The organism is Vibrio sp. 10N.261.46.A3 (genome assembly GCF_041472995.1).
Classification (GTDB): Bacteria; Pseudomonadota; Gammaproteobacteria; order Enterobacterales; family Vibrionaceae; genus Vibrio; species Vibrio coralliirubri.
Genome location: NZ_JBFRRH010000110.1, coordinates 14,586 through 38,723, shown reverse-complemented (window position 1 = coordinate 38,723; position 24,138 = coordinate 14,586). Strand labels below are relative to the sequence as shown.

Below are 24,138 nucleotides of genomic sequence, written 5' to 3'. Positions count from 1 at the left end.
AGACCGCCGCTGACGAGCGCGCCAGAAATTGCAGCAATAAGCGTTGCTTGATGTTCGATAATCCATTGCATGATATTGATTTAGCCTAATTGGAAATAACTCATTAAATGGTATTTTGATACTGGATAAATGTCCAGTTTGCCGTATTAAAATTCGACAGATAGACTAGGCGCTCCGTATTCTGTCCCATCAAATTAGAATGAGTTGCCATGAACGAACGTCGTGCCTTGGGCTTTGGCCTTTCCGCAGTACTGCTGTGGTCAACGGTCGCTACTGCTTTTAAGCTGACCCTTGCTGAGTTTTCACCTATTCAAATGCTGACCATTGCTAGCATTGTGTCGTCGATTGCGCTGATCGCAGTCTGCGCCTTTCAAGGCAAGCTTTCTCAGCTGAGTACTACGTTTCTTTCAAACCCTTGGTATTACCTACTGCTAGGCTTAGTCAACCCGTTGGCCTATTACCTGATTCTATTCAAAGCCTACGACCTGCTACCCGCTTCTCAAGCTCAAGCCATTAACTACAGCTGGGCTATCACGCTAACCTTAATGGCGGCGGTTTTTCTGGGGCAAAAGATTCGTAAACAAGACTGGATTGCGTGTACCTTCAGCTATGCGGGTGTGGTAGTTATTGCGACCAAAGGCGATGTGTTAGGCATGCAGTTCGATAGCCCACTCGGTGTGGCACTGGCGCTGCTTTCTACTTTACTTTGGGCGGGATATTGGATTCTCAACACCAAAAACAAGGCTGACCCAGTGGTTGGCGTACTGCTTGGTTTCTTAGTAGCATTACCATTCGCGATCGGTTTAACCCTTTACGAAGGTGAAAGCTTTAGCCAAATTACGGCGAAGGGTTGGATGGCGGTGACTTACGTTGGTCTGTTCGAGATGGGCATTACCTTTGTATTGTGGCTATCAGCACTCAAGCTAACCAACAATACGGCGCGTATCAGCAACCTAATTTTTGCGTCACCGTTTATTTCACTGATGCTACTTTCAACCATCATTGGCGAAGAGATTCACCCGGCGACACTGTTTGGCTTGGTACTGATCATTGCTGGCTTGGTGATTCAACAGATCAAGTTTTCAAAAAACAAAGCTGCGTAAATAAGAGCTAAAAGATTCGATTGAGCACGAAAAGCTATCGATAAAGTCGAATCTAGAGCTAGAACACAATGTTAGATACAAAAATGGCGAGTCGTATGACTCGCCATTTTTATATAATTTAAAATCTAGTGAGTAAGCTAAAAGCTTAAACCCACTGACCTGCTGCAAAGCCAGAACTCCAACACCATTGGAAGTTATAACCACCAAGCCAGCCGGTTACATCCATCACTTCACCGATGAAGTAGAGGCCAGAGACACTCTTACATTCCATGGTTTTTGACGATAGGTGATTGGTGTCCACACCGCCTAGAGTTACTTCGGCTGTTCGGTAGCCTTCGGTGCCGTTTGGCGCGATTTTCCAATTTTCTAGGTGCTCTACGATGTCGTTCAGCTGTTTTTCATTGAACTGCTTGAGCGGCTTGTCTTCCAGCTCTTTACGATCAATCAACACTTCCACAAAACGCTTTGGCAGTGCTTTCGCCAAGGTGTTTTTCAGGCTCTGATTTGGGTGCTTCTCGCGTGAGTTAGCCAGCAGTTCAGCTACATCGACTTCTGGTACTAGATTAATCGAAACCGACTGACCCGCTTTCCAAAAAGAAGAAATTTGCAGTACCGAAGGACCCGATAGGCCACGGTGAGTAAACAACAATGCTTCTTTGAACAAGGTTCCGTCTTGCGCCGTGATCTCGGCAGGAATTGCGATACCAGAAAGCTCTGCGAAAGCTTCTTTATCTTCTTTATGCAGAGTGAATGGCACTAAGCCTGCGGTAGTTGGCATCACAGACAAACCAAATTGCTCGGCAATCTTGTAGCCAAATGGCGTTGCGCCTAGCTTAGGCATCGACAAACCACCTGTTGCCACAACGAGTGAGTCACACTCAACTTCGTCAGTGTTGAGGTGCATCTTGAAGCCAGAATCAGTCTTTTCGATAGAGTGAACATCACAACGGTAGCGCTGTTCAACTTTCGCCTGCTTACACTCGTCAAGCAGCATACTCACGATGTCTTTTGCGGTATGGTCATTCACACAGAACAACTGGCCGTGATCACGCTCTTCGAACTCGATACCGTACTTGCTCACCATCGAGATAAAATCCCAGTTGGTGTATTGAGATAAAGCTGACTTCACGAAGTGAGGGTTGTTACACAGGAAGTTGTTGGCTGAAACATCATAGTTAGTGAAGTTACAACGGCCGCCACCTGAGATTAAAATTTTTCTGCCTGGTTTCTTTGCATGATCAACCACCAGCACTCGTCGGCCGCGTTTACCAGCTTCCGCAGCACACATTAAGCCTGCGGCGCCCGCACCAATTACGATTACATCAAATTTTTCACTCATGTGGTTCTGCTTTTCTTCACTTTTGCAGCCCGAGTACACCCTGTTCTCGAAATGCCATCAATAAAAAAGGATGTGCATAAACAGCACATCCTTACTAATTGCTCGCTATTTTAGCGGCAATTTTAAACTTTGCAATTGATGTTCAATTGTACAGTTTGCAGACAGCAGCAAAACCACTACTTGGCTTAGCGAACCAACAACCAAGCTTCACACCAAAACCTAAGCTCTACTTCACACGTACTAAAAAACTTAGACGATGAAAGAAGACAGCAAGGTTACACCTAGCAGAGCAGAAGAGAGTATGAATAACTGTCTTACGCGATCGCACTTCGAAGTAAAAACTTCGTCATGATGATGGTGATACTCTTTGCTTTTGATGTAACTGAACAGGCGAACCTGTTTGGTCATATTGCCATGGGTTGTGAAAAAACCGCCTCCGTCTACTTGTTGATAAAGTAGAGGGTGCGCTTCTCGCATAATATAAATGAGCGTTCTTAGCGCAGTAAAATAACGCGCCCAGTTCACGCAAGTCACAACCATTAGTGCAAATAGAATAGTGTCGCCGCTGATCATCCTTTCCTCCCTACATCTTCCTAAGAAAACTCAAAAGAAAAAGATAATCAGTGTCTTTCTCGTACTACCTAAACGGCAGGAGCTTCCATAATTGAAGATGAACCATCTTTTGCCAATTGCGCTAGGTCTTTATCAATAAAGAACAGTGCTTTACCGTCTTCACCAACAAGTTCTAGCTTATCCAATACACCTTTAAACAACTTCTCTTCTTCGTGCTGCTCTGCAACGTACCATTGCAGGAAGTTAAAGGTTGAGTAGTCTTGTGTGCTGAAAGCAACGTGAGCCAGTTTGTTGATCTTTTCAGTAATCATCTGCTCATGTTCATAAGTTTCACGGAACACTGCGCCAAGGCTTTCGAATTCGTGTTTTGGTGCTTCAATTGCACCCAGAATTGGCATTGCACCTGTTTCGCTTACGTAAGTGAAAAGACGCTGCATATGTTCCATTTCTTCTACTGCATGAACACGCAGAAACTCTGCTGCACCTTCAAATCCTTTGTCTTCACACCAAGCACTCATTTGTAAGTATAGATTGGATGAGAAAAATTCTAGGTTAATTTGATCATTCAGTTGCTCAACCATAGTTTTTGACAGCATTTAAGACTCCTAATTACATCCTCAATTTTCTCTACTATATCACTATTTAATGAATATCTCGCAGGCCATTAGTTAACCAATATTTCGACGTGTCATTACGCAAGACAGTGGATATGAGATCACTTCAGCAAAAAAAGCCATCGCATAGTGCTAATCTTTAAACAGACAATGAATAAAGGAGGTAGCGATATGAGTTACAAACATATTTTGGTCGCGGTCGATTTATCAGAAGACAGCAAATTAATTGTGGATAAAGCGGTAGCATTGGCAAAGCCATTGGAAGCCAAAGTCTCTTTTATCCATATCGATATTAACTACGCAGAGCTCTACACTGGCCTGATTGATATCAACATGGCCGAAACCCAGCACAACGCGATGGAAGCATCTCGTATTCAGCTGCAAAATTTTGCGGAGCACGCTCAATACCCGATCACCCATACCTTAGTAGGCAGTGGTGATTTGAGTCATGAGTTGTGTGACACCATCAATGAGTTCAATGTTGATCTCGTGGTTTGCGGTCACCATCAAGACTTTTGGAGCAAGCTGCTTTCGTCAACACGACAACTGATCAACGCCTCTCCAGTTGATATGCTGGTCGTGCCCCTAAGAGATTCAGAAGACTAATGATTTAAGGTTAGGTAACATACAGCTCATATCTTATTAACGAGTTTTACTATGAGCTATTTAGCTGGTGTTACCCTCCTATGGGCCTTCTCCTTTAGCCTGATCGGCGTTTACCTTGCGGGTCAGGTTGATTCTTGGTTCTCTGTTTTAATGCGTGTCGCCCTTGCTGGCGTCGTATTTCTTCCTTTCCTAAAGTTTCGCGGCGTATCGCGTAAGCTGATCGCTAAATTGATGGCAATTGGTGGTATCCAGCTTGGCCTGATGTACTGCTTCTACTATCAGTCTTTCTTACTGCTATCCGTTCCTGAAGTCCTTTTGTTTACCGTTTTCACGCCAATTTACGTCACGCTGATTTATGACTTTCTCAAAGGGCAATTCTCTCCGTGGTACCTAGTGACGGCGGCAATTGCGGTATTGGGCGCGGTATTCATTAAATTCGCAGGCATCAACGAAAACTTTTTAGTTGGCTTCCTCGTCGTACAAGGCGCGAACCTGTGCTTTGCTATCGGTCAGGTGGGCTATAAAGTGGTGATGGAGAAGGAATCGACCGAGTTACCTCAGCGAACCGTATTTGGTTACTTCTACTTAGGAGCGTTATGCGTCGCGTCAGTGGCTTTCATGCTACTAGGCAACCCAGAGAAACTGCCCACCACCACACTTCAATGGGGAATCCTGATCTACCTTGGCTTGATTGCGTCGGGGCTGGGTTACTTTATGTGGAATAAAGGCGCGTGCATGGTGAATGCTGGCGCGCTGGCAGTGATGAACAATGCCTTGGTTCCTGCTGGCCTAGTGGTGAATATCCTGATTTGGAACAGAGATGTCGATTTGGTTCGCTTGTCTATTGGTGGTGCCGTTATCTTATTCTCTTTGTTCGTCAATGAGACCTGGGTGAAGAAGCGCGTAGCAAGATCTGCAAGCAATGCCTAACTGATTGAAATGAGCTGCATGAGTTAGCTCAGGTAACCCCAAAAAGCAAAAGAGCGACCTAAGGTCGCTCTTTTTAAATCATCGCTGTAGCAATAAACCATTCAAATCAACTTCAGTGGATGTGATTGTGGCTCACTACCTGAGTCTTGGTTTCAGTGAAGGCAACATCATCAAGTTGTAGGTTGATGCGTTCAAGGTCACTTTCCAGTTTCTGGCTTTTCTTAAACAGCTTTTGCTGCTTCTTAATCATCTTCGCGAGCTTTTTGTTGTACTTCTCTTGTTTCTTAACTGCTTTCTTCGCTTGTTTGAGTCCAGCTTTCTCATCACCGCTCGCCTTCGCCATCCGTTTTTTCAGCTTGGCTTTCTTCTGTGCGACTTCTTTTTTGGCAAGCTCAGGGGCAATATCAGCGACGGCTGGATCGAACATTTGTACGCTCGGTTCAATTGCCTCGTTGATTTCCGCAAGCGACAGTTCTGGTGCAGGTAATGTTTCCGCTAGCAGGCCGCATGCGACTTTCTCTTCAACGGGTTTGTTTTGACAACCAAGAGGTGGAATTGCAGTTGGTTTACATAGATTCGCTTGATCCGCCGAAGAACGCGCGCAAGAACGACACACGAACTTAGGTTCAGTCACCAAGCTGTGGATCTCGCCCAAGTGTTCAGTGATATCTCGACGGTTTAACTTACAAAAGCGTTTAGCCATGCTACAACTCCAGCTAAGAATAATAATGATTCTTAGTTAGATATACATCCGTAACGCGACTATCGCAAGTGTTAAATGGCAATTTATCGTATTTATGACGGGAAATTTTCTTAGCGTGTAGCTAAGTTATTGATGCTTCCGCTAAGTCATTGATGCTTTCACATAGACGTCAAAACGGTTCTTTTTGGTTTCGATCGCCATGCTCGGTTTTTGCTCGTCTAACCACGCTGCGTAATCCGGTCTTTTAACCACAACTCGCTTCGATGCCAACTTCATCGCTGGCTCAAATAGACCATCAGCATCCAGATCGGCACCCACCAAAGATTGAAATACGCGCATCTCTTTTTTGACCAAAGCCGATTTCTTTTTGTTCTCTGGGTGTGGGTACATTGGGTCGAGGTACACCACGTCTGGCTGTTCGAAGTCAGGATCGTTGCTGAGCTTATCTAACGCATCGTGACTGGATGCATGAATCAACTTCATGCGTTCACTTACCCAACCACCGATGTCTGGGTCTTGTTGCGCTCGCTGCAAGCCATCATCAAGCAGTGCGGCCACAACGGGGTGACGCTCGACCATTTGCACCTTACAACCTAGAGAAGCCAACACAAACGCATCGCGCCCTAAGCCTGCAGTACCATCAAGAATAGTTGGCGTTGCACCTTTGTTTAAACCAGCTGCTTTGGCAATCGCCTGACCTTTACCACCACCAAACTTACGTCGGTGACCGACAGCGCCTCCCACTAAATCAACAAAGATAGCGCCAAGCTTAGGCTCATCGACTTTACGTAGCTCAAGTCGCTCACTAGTCAGTACCAAAGCAAAATCACTGCTTTCATCATGAGATAAGTTCCAGCGGGTCGCTAAGTCATTCAAATGATCGATTTGGGTAGCATCTTCGCAAATCAGTTGTAGTTGCAAGGTCGTCTCCAACAGACAGTAGTATTCAAAACAAAAGAGGCAACCAGTTTACCTGATTGCCTCAACAATACATATTAGCGGTGAAAAGTATTCCCGGCTAAAGTCGGCTTACCTAAACCAATGGCTCTGTCTCTCGTTCTTGTCTTAACTCTTCAACGAGCTCTGCGAGTGGTTTAGGTCGGCCTATGATGTAGCCCTGCGCGTAGTTCACACCCAACTCAATCAGCTTGTCGATGATCTGGGTATTTTCAACGAACTCAGCCACGGTGTGCTTACCCATCTGCTTAGCGAGATCATTGATCGAGCGAACCATCACATGGTCCATCTCATTCACATCAATATCACGCACAAACAAACCATCGATCTTCACAATATCGACGGGCAGTTTTTTCAGATAACCAAATGACGATAGCCCTGAGCCAAAATCATCCAATGCAATCATGCAGCCAAGCTCTTTAATGCGAGTGAAGAACTTGATCGCCTGCTTCATGTTACTCATCGCAGCCGTTTCGGTGATCTCTAAACAAATCTTATGACACGGTATCGATGAATCGCTCAAGCTATCTATTAAGAACTCGACAAACTCACGATTACCCATCGAGTGACCGGAAAGGTTGATTGAACACATCCCCAGTTCATCAATCACCTCAGGTCGTTGCTCCAACCAACTCAAGGTTTGACTGACGACTTGGCGGTCAATCAAATGCGCGATGTTATAACGCTCTGAGGCTGGCATGAAGATCCCCGGCGAGATGTATTCCCCTTGGATGTTCTTGATGCGCACCAATATTTCAAAGTGCATTTTATCGCTGTCTTCATCTAGGCCAAGAATTCGCTGAGCAAACAGTTCTAAGCGATCATTAGCCAAGGCCTCATGCACGAGGTTAACGCACTCCATCTCTAGATGACGACGACGCAGGTCTTCATCATCTTGATGGTAAAGATGATAGCGATTGCGACCTTCTTCTTTAGCGGCATGACAAGCCGCATCCGCCTGAGCATGCACCATTTGTGGTGAAGCGGCGGTATGGTCAATCAATCGAATACCGATAGAGCACGTCAGGTTGAGTCGAATATCATCCCACAAAAATGGATTCTCGCTCATCATCGAGATAATACTGCGACACACATTCACCGCGTCTCGCTCAGTACAGTCTTTCATTAATACTGCAAACTCGTCACCACCCATTCGCGCTAATACTGCATTGTACGGCAGCACGTCTTCTAGCAACTTGGCGCTAAACAAGATCGCAGCATCACCCGCTTCATGTCCTGCGGTATCGTTCAGTACTTTCAGCTGGTCTAGGTCTAAGAACAGCATTGCGTGAGTGCGCATGTGGCTCTCAACCTCTTTGAGTGCCTTCTGTAGCTCTTGTTCAAAGTGGTTGCGGTTAAAGGTATCAGTCAGTAGGTCATAGCGAGCCTGATACTCCAACTTTTCAGAAAGCTCATGTGTCTCGGTGATGTCCTCGCCCACAATCAACAGCTGATCAGACTCCACCAGCGGACGGATATTTTCTCGAATCCAAATCGTGCTGCCATCGGCATGACGATACTCAATATCACGACGCCATACACCGCGAATCTTGTGCTGTGGCTGCAACAAGATATGACGTGGAATCATCGCATTTTCATCGACATAGAACTCTCTAGGGCGATGGCCCAACAACTGATCGAGTGGGTAACCCAAAAGCTCTTCGGCAAACTGGTTCACTTGTTGAATGCGATTATTGCCATCGAGCGTAATCATCATCACCGGCTGTTTGTCGTAATACAACTTCAAGTTTGCTTCACGTTGGAACAGCTTATTCTCAGCAAGCTTACGTGAGGTCACGTCGCGCGCCTCAAAGAGAAACTGAATGTCTTCGTCTTCACTGCCCGGCATCGGCTTCAATGAAATATCCAACACCATCGCACCGCGATCTCGACACCACACCTCGGCTTCAAATCGTAAGGCTGGGTGCTCACTTTTTGTGATGAAATAGTCGGCTAGCACTTCTCGCGCAGAACTTTCCCAATGTTGGTGTTGTTGCAGAGGCGTTCCGAGTTTATAGCCTTGGTTATAAAGCAGCTCATGCAGCTTGCTGTTACTCGACAGCAGCACGCCACCCTTATCAATGATCCCCATGAACTGCAGGCTTTGGTCGAATATCGACTCAAGCAGCAGCTGACTTTTTCGGCTGGCACGTTCACTTTTTTTAAGGCGATTGAGGTAATACACCAAGGTCGCGATGACACACGACATCACCAAAAACAGCAAACCTATGGTGCGAATTTCATCGCGGTAGCGTACTAGAAATGACTTCGGCTTATTGAGGAAGGTTACTGAGGCTTCGTTCTCTGCACCCAGATCCCATCTTGAAATCTGTTGGTAATCAAGTTTGATTTCTGGCGCGCCAGCAACCACCAATGGCAATGGTGCCTTAGGATTGTTCAGCACGCTCAACAGCACGCGCCCCGTGTCTCGACCTTGCGTTTCACCACTTTGAATCACACCACCAATCGCACCAAAACCTAGCCCGAGATCGTGCACCATGTACAGTGGCATTTGGGTCTTGATATTCAGTTGTCGCCAATCTTCATCACTACTCACCCGACCTTGCGCATCGCGGTAGTACGCCCAAAACAGCAAGCTCTTGCCTAGGTCAGCACGTTGAGAAAAGGCCATTAACTCTTGGTAGGAATCCGGCACATAGTGCTCAACGAGGTCAGAAAAATCCGGATGGGTTTTGATGAACAGATCGATTTGAGAACGAATGGCCTCACCAGTAACTGAATGATCGGTAACAATGTAGATCTTCTTTACGGTCGCTTGAAGGCGCTTGATCAGCTCGATGTTGCCAACCAAATCTATGTCTTCGGTAATGCCGGTCGCATTTAAGCCTTCAATCATTTGAGGGGAGAAATTGTTGATGCCGCCAAAGATGACGGGCGTACCTTTGAGATCGGGCGCGAGACGCTTCATTAGATTTAGCGCGTTATTATCACTCACCACAACTGCAGCGAATTCTTCATGCATTAACTTGGTGTGATAAAGCTGGTAAACACGCTCAAGGTATTCAGGATTTTGAGAGCGTTTGCTATCAAGGTAAACGACACGATACGACAGACCATCGCGATCGAGCTCATCAGATAGTCCTTTGTGGAAATCATCTGTCCAGAAAAAGCCTTGATGATAAGAGTGAATAACCAACACATCTTTTGCCTGAGCTGAAGCAAAAACACTCCAACACATCACAATAAAAAATAACGAAAATCGCACTGAATTCACCCTAACCCTATAGTTACTGCTAATATTATCACCCTTGGCTATGATGTGTACTCAAGCCGGTATGTTTTTCATTCAACCTAAGGATTATGCATGTCCACAACCACAGCTCGTCTAGATGATCTAGACCGTGCCATTCTCAAAACCTTGATGGAAGATGCACGTACTCCTTATGCTGAAATGGCAAAGCAGTTCGATGTCAGCCCTGCGACGATTCATGTTCGCATCGAAAAGATGAGATCGGCAGACATTATTGAGCGAACGGAAGTTGTGGTAAACACCAAAAAGCTGGGTTACGACGTGTGTTGCTTTATTGGCATCAACCTTAATGCTGCCAAAGATTACCACTCGGCGATCGCTAAGCTGAATGCCTTAGACGAAGTGGTTGAGGCGTACTACACCACTGGTGCTTACAATATCTTTGTAAAGCTGATGTGTAAGTCGATAGAAGAGCTGCAGTTTGTATTGATCGATAAGCTGCAAGCGATCGATGAAGTTCAGTCGACAGAGACACTGATTTCATTGCAGAACCCTATCAACCGCAATGTGAATCCATAACATTGATTCGCCTTGTTTAGCATCAAGCACAGACAAAAAAAGAGCCTCTAACTAGAGGCTCTTTTCGCAATTATCTCGCAATAAACTCGATAGTTACCGTGATTATGCGTTGATTCCCGCGTGGCGCAGCATTGCGTCGATTTGAGGCTCACGACCACGGAAGCGTTTGAACAGCTCCATTGGCTCTTCACTGCCACCCATTTCAAGGATGTTATTCAAGAAACGATTACCCGTTTCAGTATTGAAGATACCTTCCTCTTCAAATGCTGAGAACGCATCTGCCGATAGCACTTCTGCCCACAGGTAGCTGTAGTAACCGGCACTGTAACCACCAGCAAAGATGTGACCAAAGCTGTGTGAGAATCGGTTCCAATCTAGGCTTGGCAGTACCGATACCTTAGACTTAACATCCGCTAGCGTTTCTAGTACGCGAGCACCCACTTCAGGGTCGTATTCTGTGTGTAGCGTGAAATCGAACAAACCAAGCTCTAGCTGACGCAGGATAAACATCGCAGATTGGAAGTTCTTCGCCGCTAGCATCTTCTCTAGCATCTCTTTTGGTAGCGCTTCACCCGTTTCGAAGTGACCAGAGATGAACGACAGCGCTTCTTCTTCCCAACACCAGTTCTCTAGGAACTGGCTTGGCAATTCAACCGCATCCCAAGGCACGCCATTAATACCCGCAACGGCGCCCGCTTCTACTTGCGTCAGCATGTGGTGAATGCCGTGACCGAATTCATGGAATAAGGTCACTACTTCATCGTGAGTAAACAGTGCTGGCTTATCACCAACTGGCTTGTTGAAGTTACATGTTAGGTAAGCAACTGGCGTTTGCAGCTCACCAGATTCAGTAATACGACGACCACGACAGTCATCCATCCAAGCGCCACCACGTTTGTGTTCACGTGCGTATAGGTCTAGGTAGAAGCTACCACGCAGTGTTCCAGTCGCATCAAAGATATCAAAGAAGCGAACTGACTCATGCCAAGTGTCTACGCCTTCACGCTCTGTTACCGACATACCAAACACGCGGTTCAGTACCTCAAACAGACCTGAAACCACATTAGATTCTGGGAAGTAAGGACGAAGCTCTTCATCAGAGATCTCGAACAGCTTCTGTTTTTGTTTCTCACTGTAGTAAGCGATGTCCCACAGGTTTAGCTCAGAAACACCAAATTCTTTCTCAGCAAACTGGCGTAGCTCTTCAACTTCGCGCTCACCTTGCGGTTTGGCTTTTACTGCTAGATCGTTTAGGAAGCCAAGTACTTGGTCTGGCGTTTCTGCCATTTTGGTCGACAGTGATTTTTCGCTGTAAGTACTGAAGCCAAGCATGCGCGCAATCTCGTGACGCAGTTTAAGTTGCTCAGTGATGATCTCAGTGTTGTCCCACTTACCTGCGTTTGGACCACGATCAGAAGCACGTGTTACGTACGCTTCATAAAGCTCTTTACGCAGTTCTTGGTTATCACAGTAGGTCATCACAGGTAGGTATGATGGGATATCTAAAGTCAGTAGGTAGCCTTGTTGCTCTTTAGACTCAGCCGCCGCTTGTGCTGCCGCCAGTGCTGATTCAGGCATACCTGCCAGTTCAGCGACGTCTGTGATCTGCTTGCTCCAACCCATGGTTGCATCAAGCACGTTATTTGAGAATTGAGAACCTAGCTCAGACTGGCGCTTGCTGATCTCGCCGTAGCGGTGCTGCTCGTCTGCTGGCAAGCCAATGCCTGACAATTCAAAGTCACGCAGCGCGTCGGTAATGGTTTTTTGTTGAGCTCGGTTCAGTGCAGAGAATGCTTCACTCGCCTTGATCGCTTTATACGCTTCGAACAAGCCTTTGTGTTGGCCAACCCAAGTGCCATATTCAGATAGCACAGGTAAGCAGCTCTCATACGCTTCACGCAGTTCGTCACTGTTCATCACAGAATTCATATGGCTTACAGGTGACCAAATGCGACCTAAACGATCATCCACTTCTTCAATTGGAGCAACCAGGTTGTCCCAGCTTGGTGAAGTATTACCTTCAAGTACTTGTTCTATCTTGTTGCGACACGCTTCAATCACTTGCTCAACTGCAGGCATTACGTGCTCTGGCTTGATCTGTGAAAACGGAGGTAAGTCCGTGAAGGTTAATAGCGGATTAGACATATAAACATTCCTTTGGCTTTAGAGACTTTCGTCTTTTTTGTAATGAGGTCGTCTTACAGTCATCAGGCTAAAGTTCGCCCTAAAAAATCACCTGCGAATAGTTATTAAATAGTGCCCAACAAGGCAAATTTCAATAGTAGAACCAATAACTAACTGCATATTGCTAGCGACTGTTCCTGAATTGTTCGAGAATTTATGGTCCATTGAGGGTTATAATAGTCTGATTAACCCCACCTACACTAACCACACTCTAATTCGAGAGTGTTACGAGAGTTTAATTTGTTAAGTTATCGCCACAGCTTCCACGCAGGTAACCATGCCGACGTAGTAAAGCATATCGTACAGAGCCTTATTCTTAATTCTTTGAAACAGAAGGATAAGCCTTTTGTTTATCATGACACTCACTCTGGTGTAGGTCGTTACGACTTAACGCATGAATGGTCTGAAAAAACCGGTGAATACAAGCAAGGTATTGCTCGTGTGTGGGAGCAAAAAGACCTTCCTGAAGACATTCAAAGCTACCTTGAGTCTATTTCCATTCTCAATAATGGCGAGAAACTGCGTTACTACCCAGGTTCTCCACGTGTTGCACGTGCACACCTGCGTGACCAAGACCGCATGGTACTGACTGAGCTTCACCCAGCCGATCACCCTCTGCTTGAGCAGGAGTTCCACCGTGATCGTCAGGTATCTATCTATAAAGAAGATGGGTTTAAGCGCTTAAAGGGCAGCCTGCCACCAAAAGAACGTCGTGGTTTAGTACTGATCGACCCGCCTTACGAGCTTGCAAAAGAGTATCGTGATGTTGTGACTGCAATCGCTCAAAGCCACAAGCGCTGGGCAACCGGTATCTACGCAATTTGGTACCCGGTAGTAAATCGCTGTGATATCGAAGATATGATCGAAGGTCTCGAAGGCTTAGGCATCAACAAGATTCTACAAATCGAACTTGGCGTATCACCAGACACCAACGAGCGTGGCATGACGGCATCAGGCATGATCGTGATTAACCCGCCTTGGAAGCTAGAGAGCCAAATGAAAGAGATTCTTCCATTCTTGAAGGAAGCAATTGCGCCGGCGACCGGTCACTTCAAAGTAGAGTGGATCGTACCCGAGTAATCTCGAACTTAACGTCATGCTCTGACGAATATTCAGCAGATTGTGACGTACACGAATAAATTTTAAACAGGGAGATTGAGTTCAACCGATCTGCCCTCAATATAATAATTAGACAATTTAAGAATCTATAGGACGTAGGTGTTCAGTGCGCTCACTGTACCCACAGCCTTCAATAAATGGAGAAAGTAATGGCGACTCATTTTGATTACATCTGTATCGGCGGCGGTTCAGGCGGCATCGCATCAGCAAACCGCGCAGCAATGCACGGTGCAAAGGTTGCACTTATCGAAGCTCAAGACCTTGGTGGTACTTGTGTAAACGTTGGTTGTGTTCCTAAAAAGGTAATGTGGCACGGCGCTCAAGTTGCTGAAGCTATCAACCTATACTCTGAAGACTACGGCTTCGACGTTGACGTAAAAGGCTTCAACTGGAGCAAATTGGTAGAAAACCGCCAAGCGTACATTGGCCGTATCCACCAATCTTACGATCGCGTTCTTGGTAACAACAAAGTAAACGTAATCAAAGGCTTTGCTAAGTTTGTTGACGAGAAGACTGTTGAAGTTAACGGTGAGCACTACACAGCTGATCACATCCTGATCGCAGTAGGTGGTCGTCCAACCATTCCAAACATCCCAGGCGCAGAATACGGCATCGATTCAAATGGTTTCTTCGACCTAATGGAGCAACCTAAACGTGTTGCTGTTATCGGCGCGGGCTACATCGCAGTTGAAATCGCAGGCGTACTAAGCGCACTTGGCACAGAAACACACCTGTTCTGCCGTAAAGAGTCACCACTACGTAGCTTCGACCCAATGATCATCGAGACATTGGTTGAAGTAATGGAAGCGGAAGGCCCAACACTGCATACACACTCTGTTCCAAAAGAAGTTGTGAAAGAAGCAGACGGCACACTGACTCTACACCTAGAGAACGGCAACACTCAAAACGTTGACCACCTAATCTGGGCTATCGGTCGCCACCCAGCAACTGACGCTATTAACCTAGCATCAACTGGCGTTGCAACTAACGACCGTGGCTACATCAAAGTAGACGAGTTCCAAGCAACCAACGTGCCTGGCATCTACTGTGTTGGCGACATTATGGAAGGCGGTATCGAGCTAACTCCTGTTGCTGTTAAAGCAGGTCGCCAGCTTTCTGAGCGTCTATTCAACGGTCAAACCAACGCGAAAATGGACTACAAGCTAGTGCCTACTGTTGTATTCAGCCACCCACCTATCGGCACAATTGGTCTAACGACTCAAGAAGCTGAAGAGCAATACGGCAAAGACAACATCAAGGTATACACGTCTGGCTTCACTGCTATGTACACAGCAGTAACCAAGCACCGTCAACCTTGTAAGATGAAGCTAGTATGTGCTGGCGAAGAAGAGACTGTAGTTGGCCTACACGGCATCGGTTTCACTGTTGATGAAATGATTCAAGGCTTCGGCGTTGCAATGAAGATGGGCGCAACCAAAGCAGACTTCGACTCTGTTGTGGCGATTCACCCAACGGGCAGCGAAGAATTTGTTACCATGCGTTAAACCTTTGTAAGTCAAAGAAATATTATGAAAAAGCCGACATCTGTCGGCTTTTTGTGTTTTTTACCGTATGGTTTGAATATTTATTAACCGAACAGCATTTTACACACTTAACTTGGAAGAAAGATCACACTACAATCGCGCGCTATAAAATTACACGCATAAAAATAACAAATAGCTCTATTACATAAAGGATGTACGAGTAATGAAAAAAGTGAGTATTCTCGCAGCGGCGATTGCAGTGGCTTTAACAGGTTGTGGTAACGACAGTTCTAATTCAGGTGTCACTACACCGACAGAACCATCAACAACAACCAACAAATTTATCGATGCCGCTGTTGAAGGTATCTACTACAACACCAGTTCTGGCTTAAACGGTATTACAAATAGCGAAGGCGAATTTACCGCTAAAACTAACGACACAGTGACCTTCTTCATTGGTGGTGAAAACGGCTTAAAAGTAGGTGCAGCATCAAACCGTGATGTATTGACTCCATTCGAAGCGGCAGGTAAATACGACCGCTCTCTGAACCTAGCAATTCTGCTTCAGTCTTTAGATAACCAATTTGGTAGCACTTCTGACGAAGTACTGACAATTCCGGATATGCTGCGCGAACCTGATGCTGCTGCGTTAGCGAAGATGAAAGATCTAAGCCTAGACGATAGTACAAGCGTAACGGATTTCCTAAAAGCGGTTGGTGTAGAAGCTGCAAATATCACTTCAGAAAGCGACGCTCTAACGCATATGCAGTCTGCGTTTGGCTCAATGAAGCGTGGTGATGGTTCAGTAAACCCATTTGCAGAGAAAAACGGCCAATTTGTTCGTTACATTGACGTAACCCAAGAGCGTTTAGATGGCAATTTCACTTTTGTTCATGCTGATAAAACTCTACCAAATGACTTGTTTGAAGCGACACGTGGCATGGTTCAAATGGACTATCAAGTAAACACCGCGAGTTTAGCTTATTTAAAAGGGTCTAATGACGCTCAGTTAACGGAAGGCTTTGCCCAGGATTACCTGAACTGCTTGGCTGGCGACCCTAGTAATACTTTCACAGCTCCAAACACATGTAGTGGTGTCCCTGCTTCTCATTACGCTTTGGGAGGCAACTTTAAATACTTGCTCGTTGATCCTGATGGTGAAGAAGATGCTGATGAATCAATGGACTGGGAAACTGTAGGCAACTTCCGTCCATTCTCAGTAGCCACTGTTAACGAACTCAATCACTTTACCGCAGATGAAAAGTTCAACGATAACGACGATGGTGGTCATTCATGGGTCAACCAAAATATTTCTGGCTCCTACGATCCTGTCACTAAGATTTATACTGAAATCACTGAAAAAGAAGAGTTAGAAGACAACACTGATTGCAGTTTTACAAACTGTTCAGTCGACAGAAAAACAAAGCGTGTTGCTTACTACTACGAGATCCCAACCAAAGATTCTGAACGTTACGTAGATTTCACTGGTACATGGGAAACGAAAGAGTACTGTGACAATGGCGAAGTTGCAGTGAGTACTATGGTGTTCGGCGCAACGAAAGTAACGACATCAGGTTCTGAGTGTGGCAGCGAAAACGGCGGCCAATCTTCGCCTGAAGATATGGGCCAGTTTGATGCGACCTACGCAGAGTTGGGCGCTATCGATTACTGGTGGTTTGGTCAAACAGACCGAGCTTCTAAAGCGACACTAACAGAACTGAACACTGTAGTTCGCTTCTGTGACCCAGAGGGCGACAATTACGTTGCCGGCTCGCCTTGTGACTCAAACGATGAATATTTCGTTAAGTGGGAATACCAACCAGCGGGCACCAACTGGGATGAAGGCCTACTTATCCGTCGTAAGATGGATAACACAGGTAACACCGATGGTCGTGTTAGCATCATGCAGAAAATCAACTAATCACTGAGTTAGTTTGATGACCTAATCAAAAACCAGAAGCCGTGCTTCTGGTTTTTTTCATTTCTAAGCTACATGAACCTTCAAACAACTATTTACGTAGATACCAAAACAAAGACTTATCTAGAACAGCAATGGAGTTTGTTATGAATCTACTAATTGAATCATTTGAAGGCGGGATTTACTTAGCTTACCAAGTCGTTGGCGAGCAAAAGCGGTTAATTAAAGACAACCACCAGCATCCTATGAAGTTTTTGAGTGTTAACCAAGCACGCGATCACTTTAGCGACCAAGGCGTGGCATCGGCAATGCTGGTTCATAACAGTGCTTACGATGAAATGTGTGGTGAACACTGTGGTAGCACACAACCTTTCGAGATTGATTTGAAGTGGAGTTAAATCAACCTCAAATCAATCGCGACAAAAAGTGAAAGGCTTGCATCAATGCAAGCCTTTCTTATGGGAGTCACTTTCCCTTTTAATCACTTAGATCAGCGCGATGTCCGTTTCAGTCTTCGTTTGATGTTCTGTTCTTTCACTACAAAGTCGAACAGCGGAGCGAACAGGTTGGCGAACAAGATAGCCAGCATGATGCCCTCTGGGTAGGCTGGATTGAGCACTCTGATACCAACCGTCATCACACCAATCAAAATTCCATAGGCCCATTTACTCTGATTGGTAAACGCGGCAGATACAGGGTCTGTCGCCATGAAGAAGGTACCAAACGCTACACCACCCAACACAAAGTGCCAGTAGAACGGCATCGAAAACATCGAGTTGGTTTCTGACCCTATCCAATTCATCAAGCTAGATGTCACAACTAGACCGACAATCACACCAGCCACAATGCGCCAAGACGCTATCTTCATGACAATCAGAATCAACCCCGTCAACATGATTAGTAGTGACGACACCTCACCCATCGAACCAGGAATATTACCGACAAAGGCATCCATCCAAGTGATCGTCTCGCCAGTCATGTTATTGATGAGTGACGTGCTGCCGCCTTCATACCATTGACTCAGCGGTGTCGCGCCTGAATAGCCGTCAGCGGCAACCCACACCAACCCACCGGACATGTTAGCTGGATACGCGAAATAGAGAAACGCGCGGCCTGCAAGGGCTGGGTTCAAGAAGTTTCGCCCTGTACCACCGAACAACTCTTTAGCGACAACGATACCAAAGGTGATACCTAATGCGGCTTGCCAAAGCGGGATGGTTGGCGGGAGGATGAGTGCAAACAGCACAGAGCTAACAAAAAAGCCTTCATTCACCTCATGTTTTCGTACAACGGCAAATAAAACCTCCCAAAAGCCCCCGACCACAAACACCGTGGCATAAACGGGTAGAAAATAGAGCGCACCAAGCAACATCTGACTTGCCCAGCCACTTGCCATCAATGACTGCGCATCACCAAATGCCCACGACAGACGCCAGCTGCTTTCAATAACAGAGGCAAGCTCATTTAATTGATAACTGGATGTGAGTGCCGAGACACTCTGGTGTCCGACGTTATACACCCCCCAGAACATTGCCGGGAAGGTCGCCAACCACACCAGAATCATGATGCGCTTTAGGTCAATGCTGTCACGAACATGGGTTATGCCGCGATTTACGTTTCCGGGCGTATAGAATATTGTCGCGAAAGCCTCATACACAGGGTAGAGCTTTTCGTACTTCCCTCCGGCTTCAAAGCGTGGAGCCACGTCTTCTAATCGTTTTTTTAAACTCATAATCTCAATCACCTTATTGCTTGAGTTATGGTTTTCTACGCATCAACCGTGCTATTTGAACAATTTTTAGCGACTTTTAATCAAATTCGTCTTGAAGAACGAGAGTCTATAAGTCGAACCTATGTTGAAAAAGAAGGGTGTATAAACAACAAAGCCCCAGCAATGGCTGAGGCTTATTTGGTTTGGTAACGGTCGTCGTTACTTAACGCACATCACATTAAGCAATGAAGAACCTTTCAATTGGTTGACGTTACCGTTGGTAAACAGACCTTTCTTATCTGCGCCCCAATAAGGGAGATGCATTGGCCAGTTCTGTTTTTCCATAACCTTTGAGTTCAAGATACTCTGCCATTGCTTTTCACTCATCAGCTTCATGTTGACCTGATTACACACCAATTCAGCGCTATCGTAATCTAGGCGGCTCCAAGGCTTACCTTGCTCCATGTAGAACTGTTGTTGATGGTCTAGAAGGTAAGGAATCGCATATTGGCTACCCGCAACGTCTGCTTTCACGCGAATCTCGATCTCTAGATCATTGTCTGAGCTCGCGTTACCGCTTGGTAATGTCTGAATAGCAGCAGCGCTCGTTACCGCCGCCGCTTGCTTAGCAGCCACAGGTTTCGGTGCAGGCTTAGCTTCTACTTTTGCAGGAGCCTTGGGCGTCACCGCTTTTGGTTCTACCGCTTTTGCAACGATAGGCTGTGATGAAGTTTTCGACTTATCGACCATACGAATAAACGCTTCACCGTAACCAGCAACCTTACGTACCTGAGTTAGGTCCTTTCTCGCATCCGAGAAGGTAGAGTAAGGTCCGATTAAGCAACGGTAGTCTCCGCCTTCCGGCTTCATCCAAACGTTGGTTGAGATCTTCTCATACAGAGGTTTTGCTCGGCTCAGTGACAGAGGCTTATTCAGCAGGCCACATTGAACCCAAAACAGCTCGTTATCTGAATGACGTTTAGGCGCTTTACTGCCCCACACACCCTTACCGATCGGACATGATTGCTCTAGCTGTGGTAATTGGTTGGTGCTTGCCTGAGTTGCATCACATAGAACCGACTCTGCATTCACTTGGCTCGATACCAAAAGAGATGCAGCGATAAGCCCCATACGATAATTTCTCGTCACAGCACGACATACAGCATTCATTGTCAATTTCATAACCACCACTTAAACCCTGCGGGCTAATTATTACCGAATCTATGTCGATAAAACATGAATTCCATTTTAAGTATTATTGACACTGTCAATAATACTAAGTTCCAGATCCATTAAGCAAAAAAAGAGCCGTAATTGCTTACGGCTCTTAATTTAGTGACTTTTTTTACTAAAAATCAAACCGGGCTATCACCCTTTATAAATTTTCGGGTTAAACACGTCACGTAACCAGTCGCCTAATAGGTTAATAACGAGAACCAATGTTACCAAAAGCACACCTGGGAATGCTGTGATCCACCATGCTCCTGAGAAAATGTAGTTAAAACCAGTACTGATCAGGGCACCGAGTGACGGTTGGTCTACCGGAAGACCTAAACCTAGGAAAGAAAGTGCCGCTTCTGACATGATGGCATTTGCCACCTGTACCGTAGAGATAACCAAAATCGGTGATAAACAGTTAGGCAGAATATGACGGAACATGATGCGAGGCGCTCTAAAGCCCATCACACGTGCCGCTTCTACGTACTCTTTCTTCTTCTCTGCCAATACCGATGCACGAATCGTACGAGCGTACTGCGGCCATTCAGCAATACCGATGATCACCACCAGCATAACAACCGCATATTGCGCGTAAAAGTCACTACCGAAACTCGCCTTAAAGATGGCCGAGACAATGATCGCAACCATCATGGTTGAGAACGAAAGCTGAACATCGGCAAAACGCATCAGGAAACTATCAATACGACCACCGAAGTAACCCGCAGACAGACCAATGATGATACCGAGAGTCAGCTGAAGACCTACCGCTAGGAAACCGATCGTCAGCGACAGACGCGAGCCGTAAAGCATCGTAGATAAGATGTCACGCCCCTGCTCATCAGTACCCAGTAGGAAGCGTTCTTCGCCGTCTTCCATCCAAGATGGTGGCAACTCAGAGTCCATGATGTCGATAGACGTCACGTCATATGGGTCTGTTGGCGCTAGAATCGGTGCCGCTAATGCCATCACAAGGAAAGCTGCAAAGATAGCAAAGCTCACCATTGCCACTTTATCGCGTAAGAAGTAGTACAGAATGTCTGACTGCTTGAATCGCTCCCAACGAGATGGAGCTGTTGTTGTGTGTTCCATGATTATGCTCCTTTCCCTGTAATGTTCACTGTTGGGTTAATGATGCCGTAAAGCAGGTCAACAATGGTGTTCGTTACTACGAAGATCAGGCCAACGAAGATAACGTATGCGGTAATCAGTGGAGTATCCACTCGGTTAATCGCTTCAAGGAATAGGAAGCCGGTGCCCGGCCACTGGAATACAGTTTCAGTCAGAATGGTGTATGCCACCATCGTACCAATTTGAACACCACCAACCGTTAGTACAGGTAGCATTGTGTTCTTCAAAGCGTGTTGGTAGTAAATCTTGTTCAGCGCGAGGCCTTTTGCTTTACCAAACTTTATGTACTCAGAGCTCAGAACCTCAAGCATTTCAGAACGTACTAGACGAATGAATAGCGGCAGCATGATAGATGCCAGAGCAATACTCGGCAGCACTAAGTGCGCAAGGCCATCGAGCGTTAAGAAGCCAGACTCCCAACCAAACCAGTTTGCGGTATCACCACGTCCGAATGACGGCAGCCAACCGAGCTCAATAGAGAACACATACATCAACATGATAGCGGTTAAGAAAACAGGTACCGAGATACCGATACTACTGCCCGCCATCACCAGTTTGGTGAAGAAACTTTTTGGGTGTATTGCAGAATAAACGCCGAGTGGAATCGACAGACAAACGATGATTAGAGAAGCGCCAAACACAAGTTCAAGCGTCGCGACCAGTTTGTCTAAGATTACGTCCACAGCAGGGCGTTTAAAGAAATATGAAGTACCAAGATCACCTTGTAGAGCAGCGCCCACAAAGCGAGTGTATTTTGTAATGAAGGGATCATTTAAGCCGAGTTCATCACGCAGCGCTTGACGCTCCGATTCTGAAACAGATTGACCGACTAACTCACGCAACGGGTCGCCCAGGTTATCCTGAATGGCAAACGCCACCAAACTGATCACAAACATCACTATCAGTGCCTGAAACAGGCGCTTGACCAGAAACGTAACCATTCCTTGCCCCTTATCTATCCATGACTATCTAATCGAAATCCGCGACTAGATAACAAAATTCAGTCTTAAAAAAGGTATTTAGCCAGACTGAAGGAAGACCAAATACCGAAACTTAAATCTATTTCTTAATAATTTGAGAGCCTGAAAAGCTTCAGGCTCTCGATTCTAGCAAGCTAGATTATTTTACAACTAGGTCGCCGAAGTAAGGCATAACCATTGGGTTTACTACGTCTGCTGCACCTACGTTAGACTTCGCGCCCCACGCTTCACTCTGCCAGTGTAGAGGTACGAATGCTGCGTCGTTGTACAGTGTTGCTTCAACGCCTTTCAGCATTTCAGCACGCTTAACTGGGTCAGTTTCAGTGTTAGAAGCTTCTACAATCGCATCCATTTCTGGGTTTGAGTAACCAGAACAGTTGTATTGACCACGGCCAGTTTCTTCGTTACGAGTCATAGTTAGGAACTCGTTGAAGTTAGCTGAATCTTCTGTATCTGAGTGCCAACCAATCATCATCATGTCTGCTGAACATAGGTCAAACTCAGGCCAGTACTGTGCTTTAGGCATAGTCTTAAGATCAACTTTGATACCAATCTTAGATAGCATTGCCGCAGACGCTTGCGCTACTTTCGCATCGTTCACGTAACGGTTGTTTGGTGCCATCATAGTTAGCGTAAAGCCATCTTCGTAGCCCGCTTCTTTCATCAGCTCTTTCGCTTTTTTCAGGTCGTAACGAGGAACTAGGTCTTCATTGTGACCCGCGTAGCCTGTTGGGCTTTGCTGACCAGCGGCTGTTGCGAAGCCTTTCATGATCTTCTTAACGATACCTTCGTTGTTGATTGCGTGAACAATCGCCTGACGAACGCGAACATCTTTAAGAGCTTCGTTGCTGTTTTGGTTCATTTGGAACGTGATGATACGAGTACCAGGTAGCGTTACTAGATCGATATTCTTAGCGTTTTTAACACGCTTGTGATCGTTTGGTGCTACTGGGTGAATCATATCTACGTCACCAGAAAGAAGTGCTGCAACACGTGTTGCGTCTTCTTTGATTGGCACAAGTGTTAGCTTGTCTACGTTGCCTTCAGTTTCTGTGTCCCAGTAATCGTTGAAACGCTCGAACGTTACTTTAACGCCTTGCTCACGCTGCGTTACGATGAATGGACCAGTACCTGAAACGTTAGTCGAAGCGAACGAGTTACCGTGCTTAACTAGCTCAGACTTGTCTTTACCTTCCGCTGTTTGGCCAGAGTAGAACTTGCTGTCCATTGGGAAGATGTACGTTGCTGTTTGTAGTACTAGTGGGTAAGCCGCTTTAGAAATAAGCTCAACTGTGTAGTCATCCACTTTTACCATTTTTTCGTATGGCGTGAAGATAGACTTAAAGTCTGGAGAAGCTTGTAGACGTTCAAAAGTCCACACAACATCATCAGCAGTCAGTTCGTTACCAGAGTGGAATTTCACACCTTTACGTAGGTTGAAGCGGAAAGTCGTTTCATCAACACGCTCCCAGCTCGATGCTAGGCGGCCTTCAAAATCCATCTCTTTTGTGAAACGTACTAGAGGGTCAAACACCATGTGAGACATTTGCAGTGTGCCACCAGACAGCTGCTCGTGCGGGTCAAGTGATACAGGGTCAGCTGCGTAGCCAACGGTAATATCTGCTGCTGCTGCACTAAAGCTTAGGCCAGCTGCCATTAAAGCTACTGCTAATTTGCTTTTCATGGTTTTCATTGCATAACTCCTTCATGCGGGAATCCAGATCCCTAGTTGTTGTATTTGCGTCTGTTTATTGTTTTTAGCAAGCTAAACTCCAGCCTGC

At 46.0% G+C, this 24,138-nt stretch carries 20 protein-coding genes; 8 read left to right on the top strand and 12 right to left on the bottom strand.

Annotated elements, in window-relative coordinates; translation table 11 throughout:
• The first annotated feature begins 209 nt into the window (after positions 1-209).
• Positions 210-1,103 (top strand): DMT family transporter, encoded by an 894-nt coding sequence (locus tag AB4484_RS22240; protein WP_048607574.1) that lies wholly within the window; start codon positions 210-212, stop codon positions 1,101-1,103.
• Positions 1,104-1,248: 145 nt separating this feature from the next.
• Here AB4484_RS22240 and AB4484_RS22235 read toward each other — a convergent pair whose 3' ends face one another.
• The 3 genes from AB4484_RS22235 to ftnA form a co-directional block, all read right to left on the bottom strand.
• Positions 1,249-2,442 (bottom strand): NAD(P)/FAD-dependent oxidoreductase, encoded by a 1,194-nt coding sequence (locus tag AB4484_RS22235; protein WP_048607807.1) that lies wholly within the window; start codon positions 2,440-2,442, stop codon positions 1,249-1,251.
• Positions 2,443-2,691: 249 nt separating this feature from the next.
• Positions 2,692-3,015, bottom strand: coding sequence for a universal stress protein UspB (gene uspB, locus AB4484_RS22230; protein WP_009848060.1), 324 nt, complete (start codon positions 3,013-3,015; stop codon positions 2,692-2,694).
• 68 nt (positions 3,016-3,083) lie between these two features.
• Complete coding sequence (gene ftnA / locus AB4484_RS22225; RefSeq protein WP_017066029.1) at positions 3,084-3,611, bottom strand: non-heme ferritin; 528 nt, start codon at positions 3,609-3,611, stop codon at positions 3,084-3,086.
• 189 nt (positions 3,612-3,800) lie between these two features.
• On the opposite strand from ftnA, the gene uspA reads away from it, so the two are divergent.
• Together uspA and AB4484_RS22215 are read left to right on the top strand one after the other, a co-directional pair.
• Positions 3,801-4,235: a universal stress protein UspA gene (uspA, locus tag AB4484_RS22220; RefSeq protein WP_017060149.1), complete on the top strand. Its 435-nt coding sequence runs from the start codon at positions 3,801-3,803 to the stop codon at positions 4,233-4,235.
• Positions 4,236-4,286: 51 nt separating this feature from the next.
• Complete coding sequence (locus tag AB4484_RS22215) at positions 4,287-5,165, top strand: carboxylate/amino acid/amine transporter (protein WP_017060148.1); 879 nt, start codon at positions 4,287-4,289, stop codon at positions 5,163-5,165.
• 112 nt (positions 5,166-5,277) lie between these two features.
• Here AB4484_RS22215 and AB4484_RS22210 read toward each other — a convergent pair whose 3' ends face one another.
• From AB4484_RS22210 to AB4484_RS22200, 3 genes are all read right to left on the bottom strand, one after another.
• On the bottom strand, positions 5,278-5,868 hold the full coding sequence (locus AB4484_RS22210) for a hypothetical protein (protein WP_372080463.1): 591 nt from the start codon (positions 5,866-5,868) through the stop codon (positions 5,278-5,280).
• Between the two features lie 141 nt (positions 5,869-6,009).
• The gene (locus tag AB4484_RS22205; RefSeq protein WP_017060146.1) at positions 6,010-6,789 is read right to left on the bottom strand and encodes a class I SAM-dependent methyltransferase; all 780 of its coding nucleotides are present in this window, start codon (positions 6,787-6,789) and stop codon (positions 6,010-6,012) included.
• A 112-nt stretch (positions 6,790-6,901) separates the two neighbouring features.
• Complete coding sequence (locus AB4484_RS22200; RefSeq protein WP_372080495.1) at positions 6,902-10,024, bottom strand: EAL domain-containing protein; 3,123 nt, start codon at positions 10,022-10,024, stop codon at positions 6,902-6,904.
• 126 nt (positions 10,025-10,150) lie between these two features.
• Between AB4484_RS22200 and asnC the strand changes: the two genes are divergently transcribed.
• Positions 10,151-10,615, top strand: coding sequence for a transcriptional regulator AsnC (asnC, locus tag AB4484_RS22195; RefSeq protein ID WP_008218581.1), 465 nt, complete (start codon positions 10,151-10,153; stop codon positions 10,613-10,615).
• Positions 10,616-10,717: 102 nt separating this feature from the next.
• On the opposite strand, the gene prlC is transcribed toward asnC, so the two are convergent.
• The gene (prlC, locus tag AB4484_RS22190) at positions 10,718-12,760 is read right to left on the bottom strand and encodes an oligopeptidase A (RefSeq protein WP_372080462.1); all 2,043 of its coding nucleotides are present in this window, start codon (positions 12,758-12,760) and stop codon (positions 10,718-10,720) included.
• A gap of 279 nt (positions 12,761-13,039) precedes the next feature.
• Between prlC and AB4484_RS22185 the strand changes: the two genes are divergently transcribed.
• The 4 genes from AB4484_RS22185 (at position 13,040) to AB4484_RS22170 (ending at position 17,718) form a co-directional block, all read left to right on the top strand.
• Positions 13,040-13,879: a 23S rRNA (adenine(2030)-N(6))-methyltransferase RlmJ gene (locus tag AB4484_RS22185; protein WP_048612424.1), complete on the top strand. Its 840-nt coding sequence runs from the start codon at positions 13,040-13,042 to the stop codon at positions 13,877-13,879.
• Between the two features lie 188 nt (positions 13,880-14,067).
• Positions 14,068-15,423, top strand: a complete 1,356-nt coding sequence (gene gorA / locus AB4484_RS22180) for a glutathione-disulfide reductase (RefSeq protein WP_048612423.1) — start codon at positions 14,068-14,070, stop codon at positions 15,421-15,423.
• Positions 15,424-15,625: 202 nt separating this feature from the next.
• Positions 15,626-17,323, top strand: a complete 1,698-nt coding sequence (locus AB4484_RS22175; RefSeq protein ID WP_372080459.1) for a hypothetical protein — start codon at positions 15,626-15,628, stop codon at positions 17,321-17,323.
• A gap of 41 nt (positions 17,324-17,364) precedes the next feature.
• On the top strand, positions 17,365-17,718 hold the full coding sequence (locus AB4484_RS22170) for a DUF6482 family protein (RefSeq protein WP_348983371.1): 354 nt from the start codon (positions 17,365-17,367) through the stop codon (positions 17,716-17,718).
• 92 nt (positions 17,719-17,810) lie between these two features.
• On the opposite strand, the gene AB4484_RS22165 is transcribed toward AB4484_RS22170, so the two are convergent.
• The 5 genes from AB4484_RS22165 to AB4484_RS22145 all read right to left on the bottom strand — a co-directional run bounded on the left by AB4484_RS22165 (position 17,811) and on the right by AB4484_RS22145 (position 24,050).
• Positions 17,811-19,052, bottom strand: coding sequence for an NADH:ubiquinone reductase (Na(+)-transporting) subunit B (locus AB4484_RS22165; RefSeq protein WP_372080457.1), 1,242 nt, complete (start codon positions 19,050-19,052; stop codon positions 17,811-17,813).
• A gap of 198 nt (positions 19,053-19,250) precedes the next feature.
• Entirely contained in the window at positions 19,251-20,213 is a 963-nt protein-coding gene (locus AB4484_RS22160; protein WP_372080455.1) for an SPOR domain-containing protein, read from the bottom strand.
• Positions 20,214-20,399: 186 nt separating this feature from the next.
• The gene (locus tag AB4484_RS22155) at positions 20,400-21,338 is read right to left on the bottom strand and encodes an ABC transporter permease (protein WP_048607511.1); all 939 of its coding nucleotides are present in this window, start codon (positions 21,336-21,338) and stop codon (positions 20,400-20,402) included.
• A 2-nt stretch (positions 21,339-21,340) separates the two neighbouring features.
• Positions 21,341-22,318, bottom strand: coding sequence for an ABC transporter permease (locus tag AB4484_RS22150; RefSeq protein WP_048612413.1), 978 nt, complete (start codon positions 22,316-22,318; stop codon positions 21,341-21,343).
• A gap of 178 nt (positions 22,319-22,496) precedes the next feature.
• Positions 22,497-24,050, bottom strand: a complete 1,554-nt coding sequence (locus tag AB4484_RS22145; RefSeq protein ID WP_048607508.1) for an ABC transporter substrate-binding protein — start codon at positions 24,048-24,050, stop codon at positions 22,497-22,499.
• Positions 24,051-24,138 lie beyond the last annotated feature (88 nt).

Bases quoted from the DNA above. Each gene is read 5' to 3' on its own strand.
- AB4484_RS22240 (WP_048607574.1), top strand. From the start codon at position 210: ATGAACGAACGTCGTGCCTTGGGCTTTGGCCTTTCCGCAGTACTGCTG.
- AB4484_RS22235 (WP_048607807.1), bottom strand. From the start codon at position 2,442: ATGAGTGAAAAATTTGATGTAATCGTAATTGGTGCGGGCGCCGCAGGC.
- uspB (WP_009848060.1), bottom strand. From the start codon at position 3,015: ATGATCAGCGGCGACACTATTCTATTTGCACTAATGGTTGTGACTTGC.
- ftnA (WP_017066029.1), bottom strand. From the start codon at position 3,611: ATGCTGTCAAAAACTATGGTTGAGCAACTGAATGATCAAATTAACCTA.
- uspA (WP_017060149.1), top strand. From the start codon at position 3,801: ATGAGTTACAAACATATTTTGGTCGCGGTCGATTTATCAGAAGACAGC.
- AB4484_RS22215 (WP_017060148.1), top strand. From the start codon at position 4,287: ATGAGCTATTTAGCTGGTGTTACCCTCCTATGGGCCTTCTCCTTTAGC.
- AB4484_RS22210 (WP_372080463.1), bottom strand. From the start codon at position 5,868: ATGGCTAAACGCTTTTGTAAGTTAAACCGTCGAGATATCACTGAACAC.
- AB4484_RS22200 (WP_372080495.1), bottom strand. From the start codon at position 10,024: ATGTGTTGGAGTGTTTTTGCTTCAGCTCAGGCAAAAGATGTGTTGGTT.
- asnC (WP_008218581.1), top strand. From the start codon at position 10,151: ATGTCCACAACCACAGCTCGTCTAGATGATCTAGACCGTGCCATTCTC.
- prlC (WP_372080462.1), bottom strand. From the start codon at position 12,760: ATGTCTAATCCGCTATTAACCTTCACGGACTTACCTCCGTTTTCACAG.
- gorA (WP_048612423.1), top strand. From the start codon at position 14,068: ATGGCGACTCATTTTGATTACATCTGTATCGGCGGCGGTTCAGGCGGC.
- AB4484_RS22175 (WP_372080459.1), top strand. From the start codon at position 15,626: ATGAAAAAAGTGAGTATTCTCGCAGCGGCGATTGCAGTGGCTTTAACA.
- AB4484_RS22165 (WP_372080457.1), bottom strand. From the start codon at position 19,052: ATGAGTTTAAAAAAACGATTAGAAGACGTGGCTCCACGCTTTGAAGCC.
- AB4484_RS22160 (WP_372080455.1), bottom strand. From the start codon at position 20,213: ATGAAATTGACAATGAATGCTGTATGTCGTGCTGTGACGAGAAATTAT.
- AB4484_RS22155 (WP_048607511.1), bottom strand. From the start codon at position 21,338: ATGGAACACACAACAACAGCTCCATCTCGTTGGGAGCGATTCAAGCAG.
- AB4484_RS22150 (WP_048612413.1), bottom strand. From the start codon at position 22,318: ATGGTTACGTTTCTGGTCAAGCGCCTGTTTCAGGCACTGATAGTGATG.
- AB4484_RS22145 (WP_048607508.1), bottom strand. From the start codon at position 24,050: ATGAAAACCATGAAAAGCAAATTAGCAGTAGCTTTAATGGCAGCTGGC.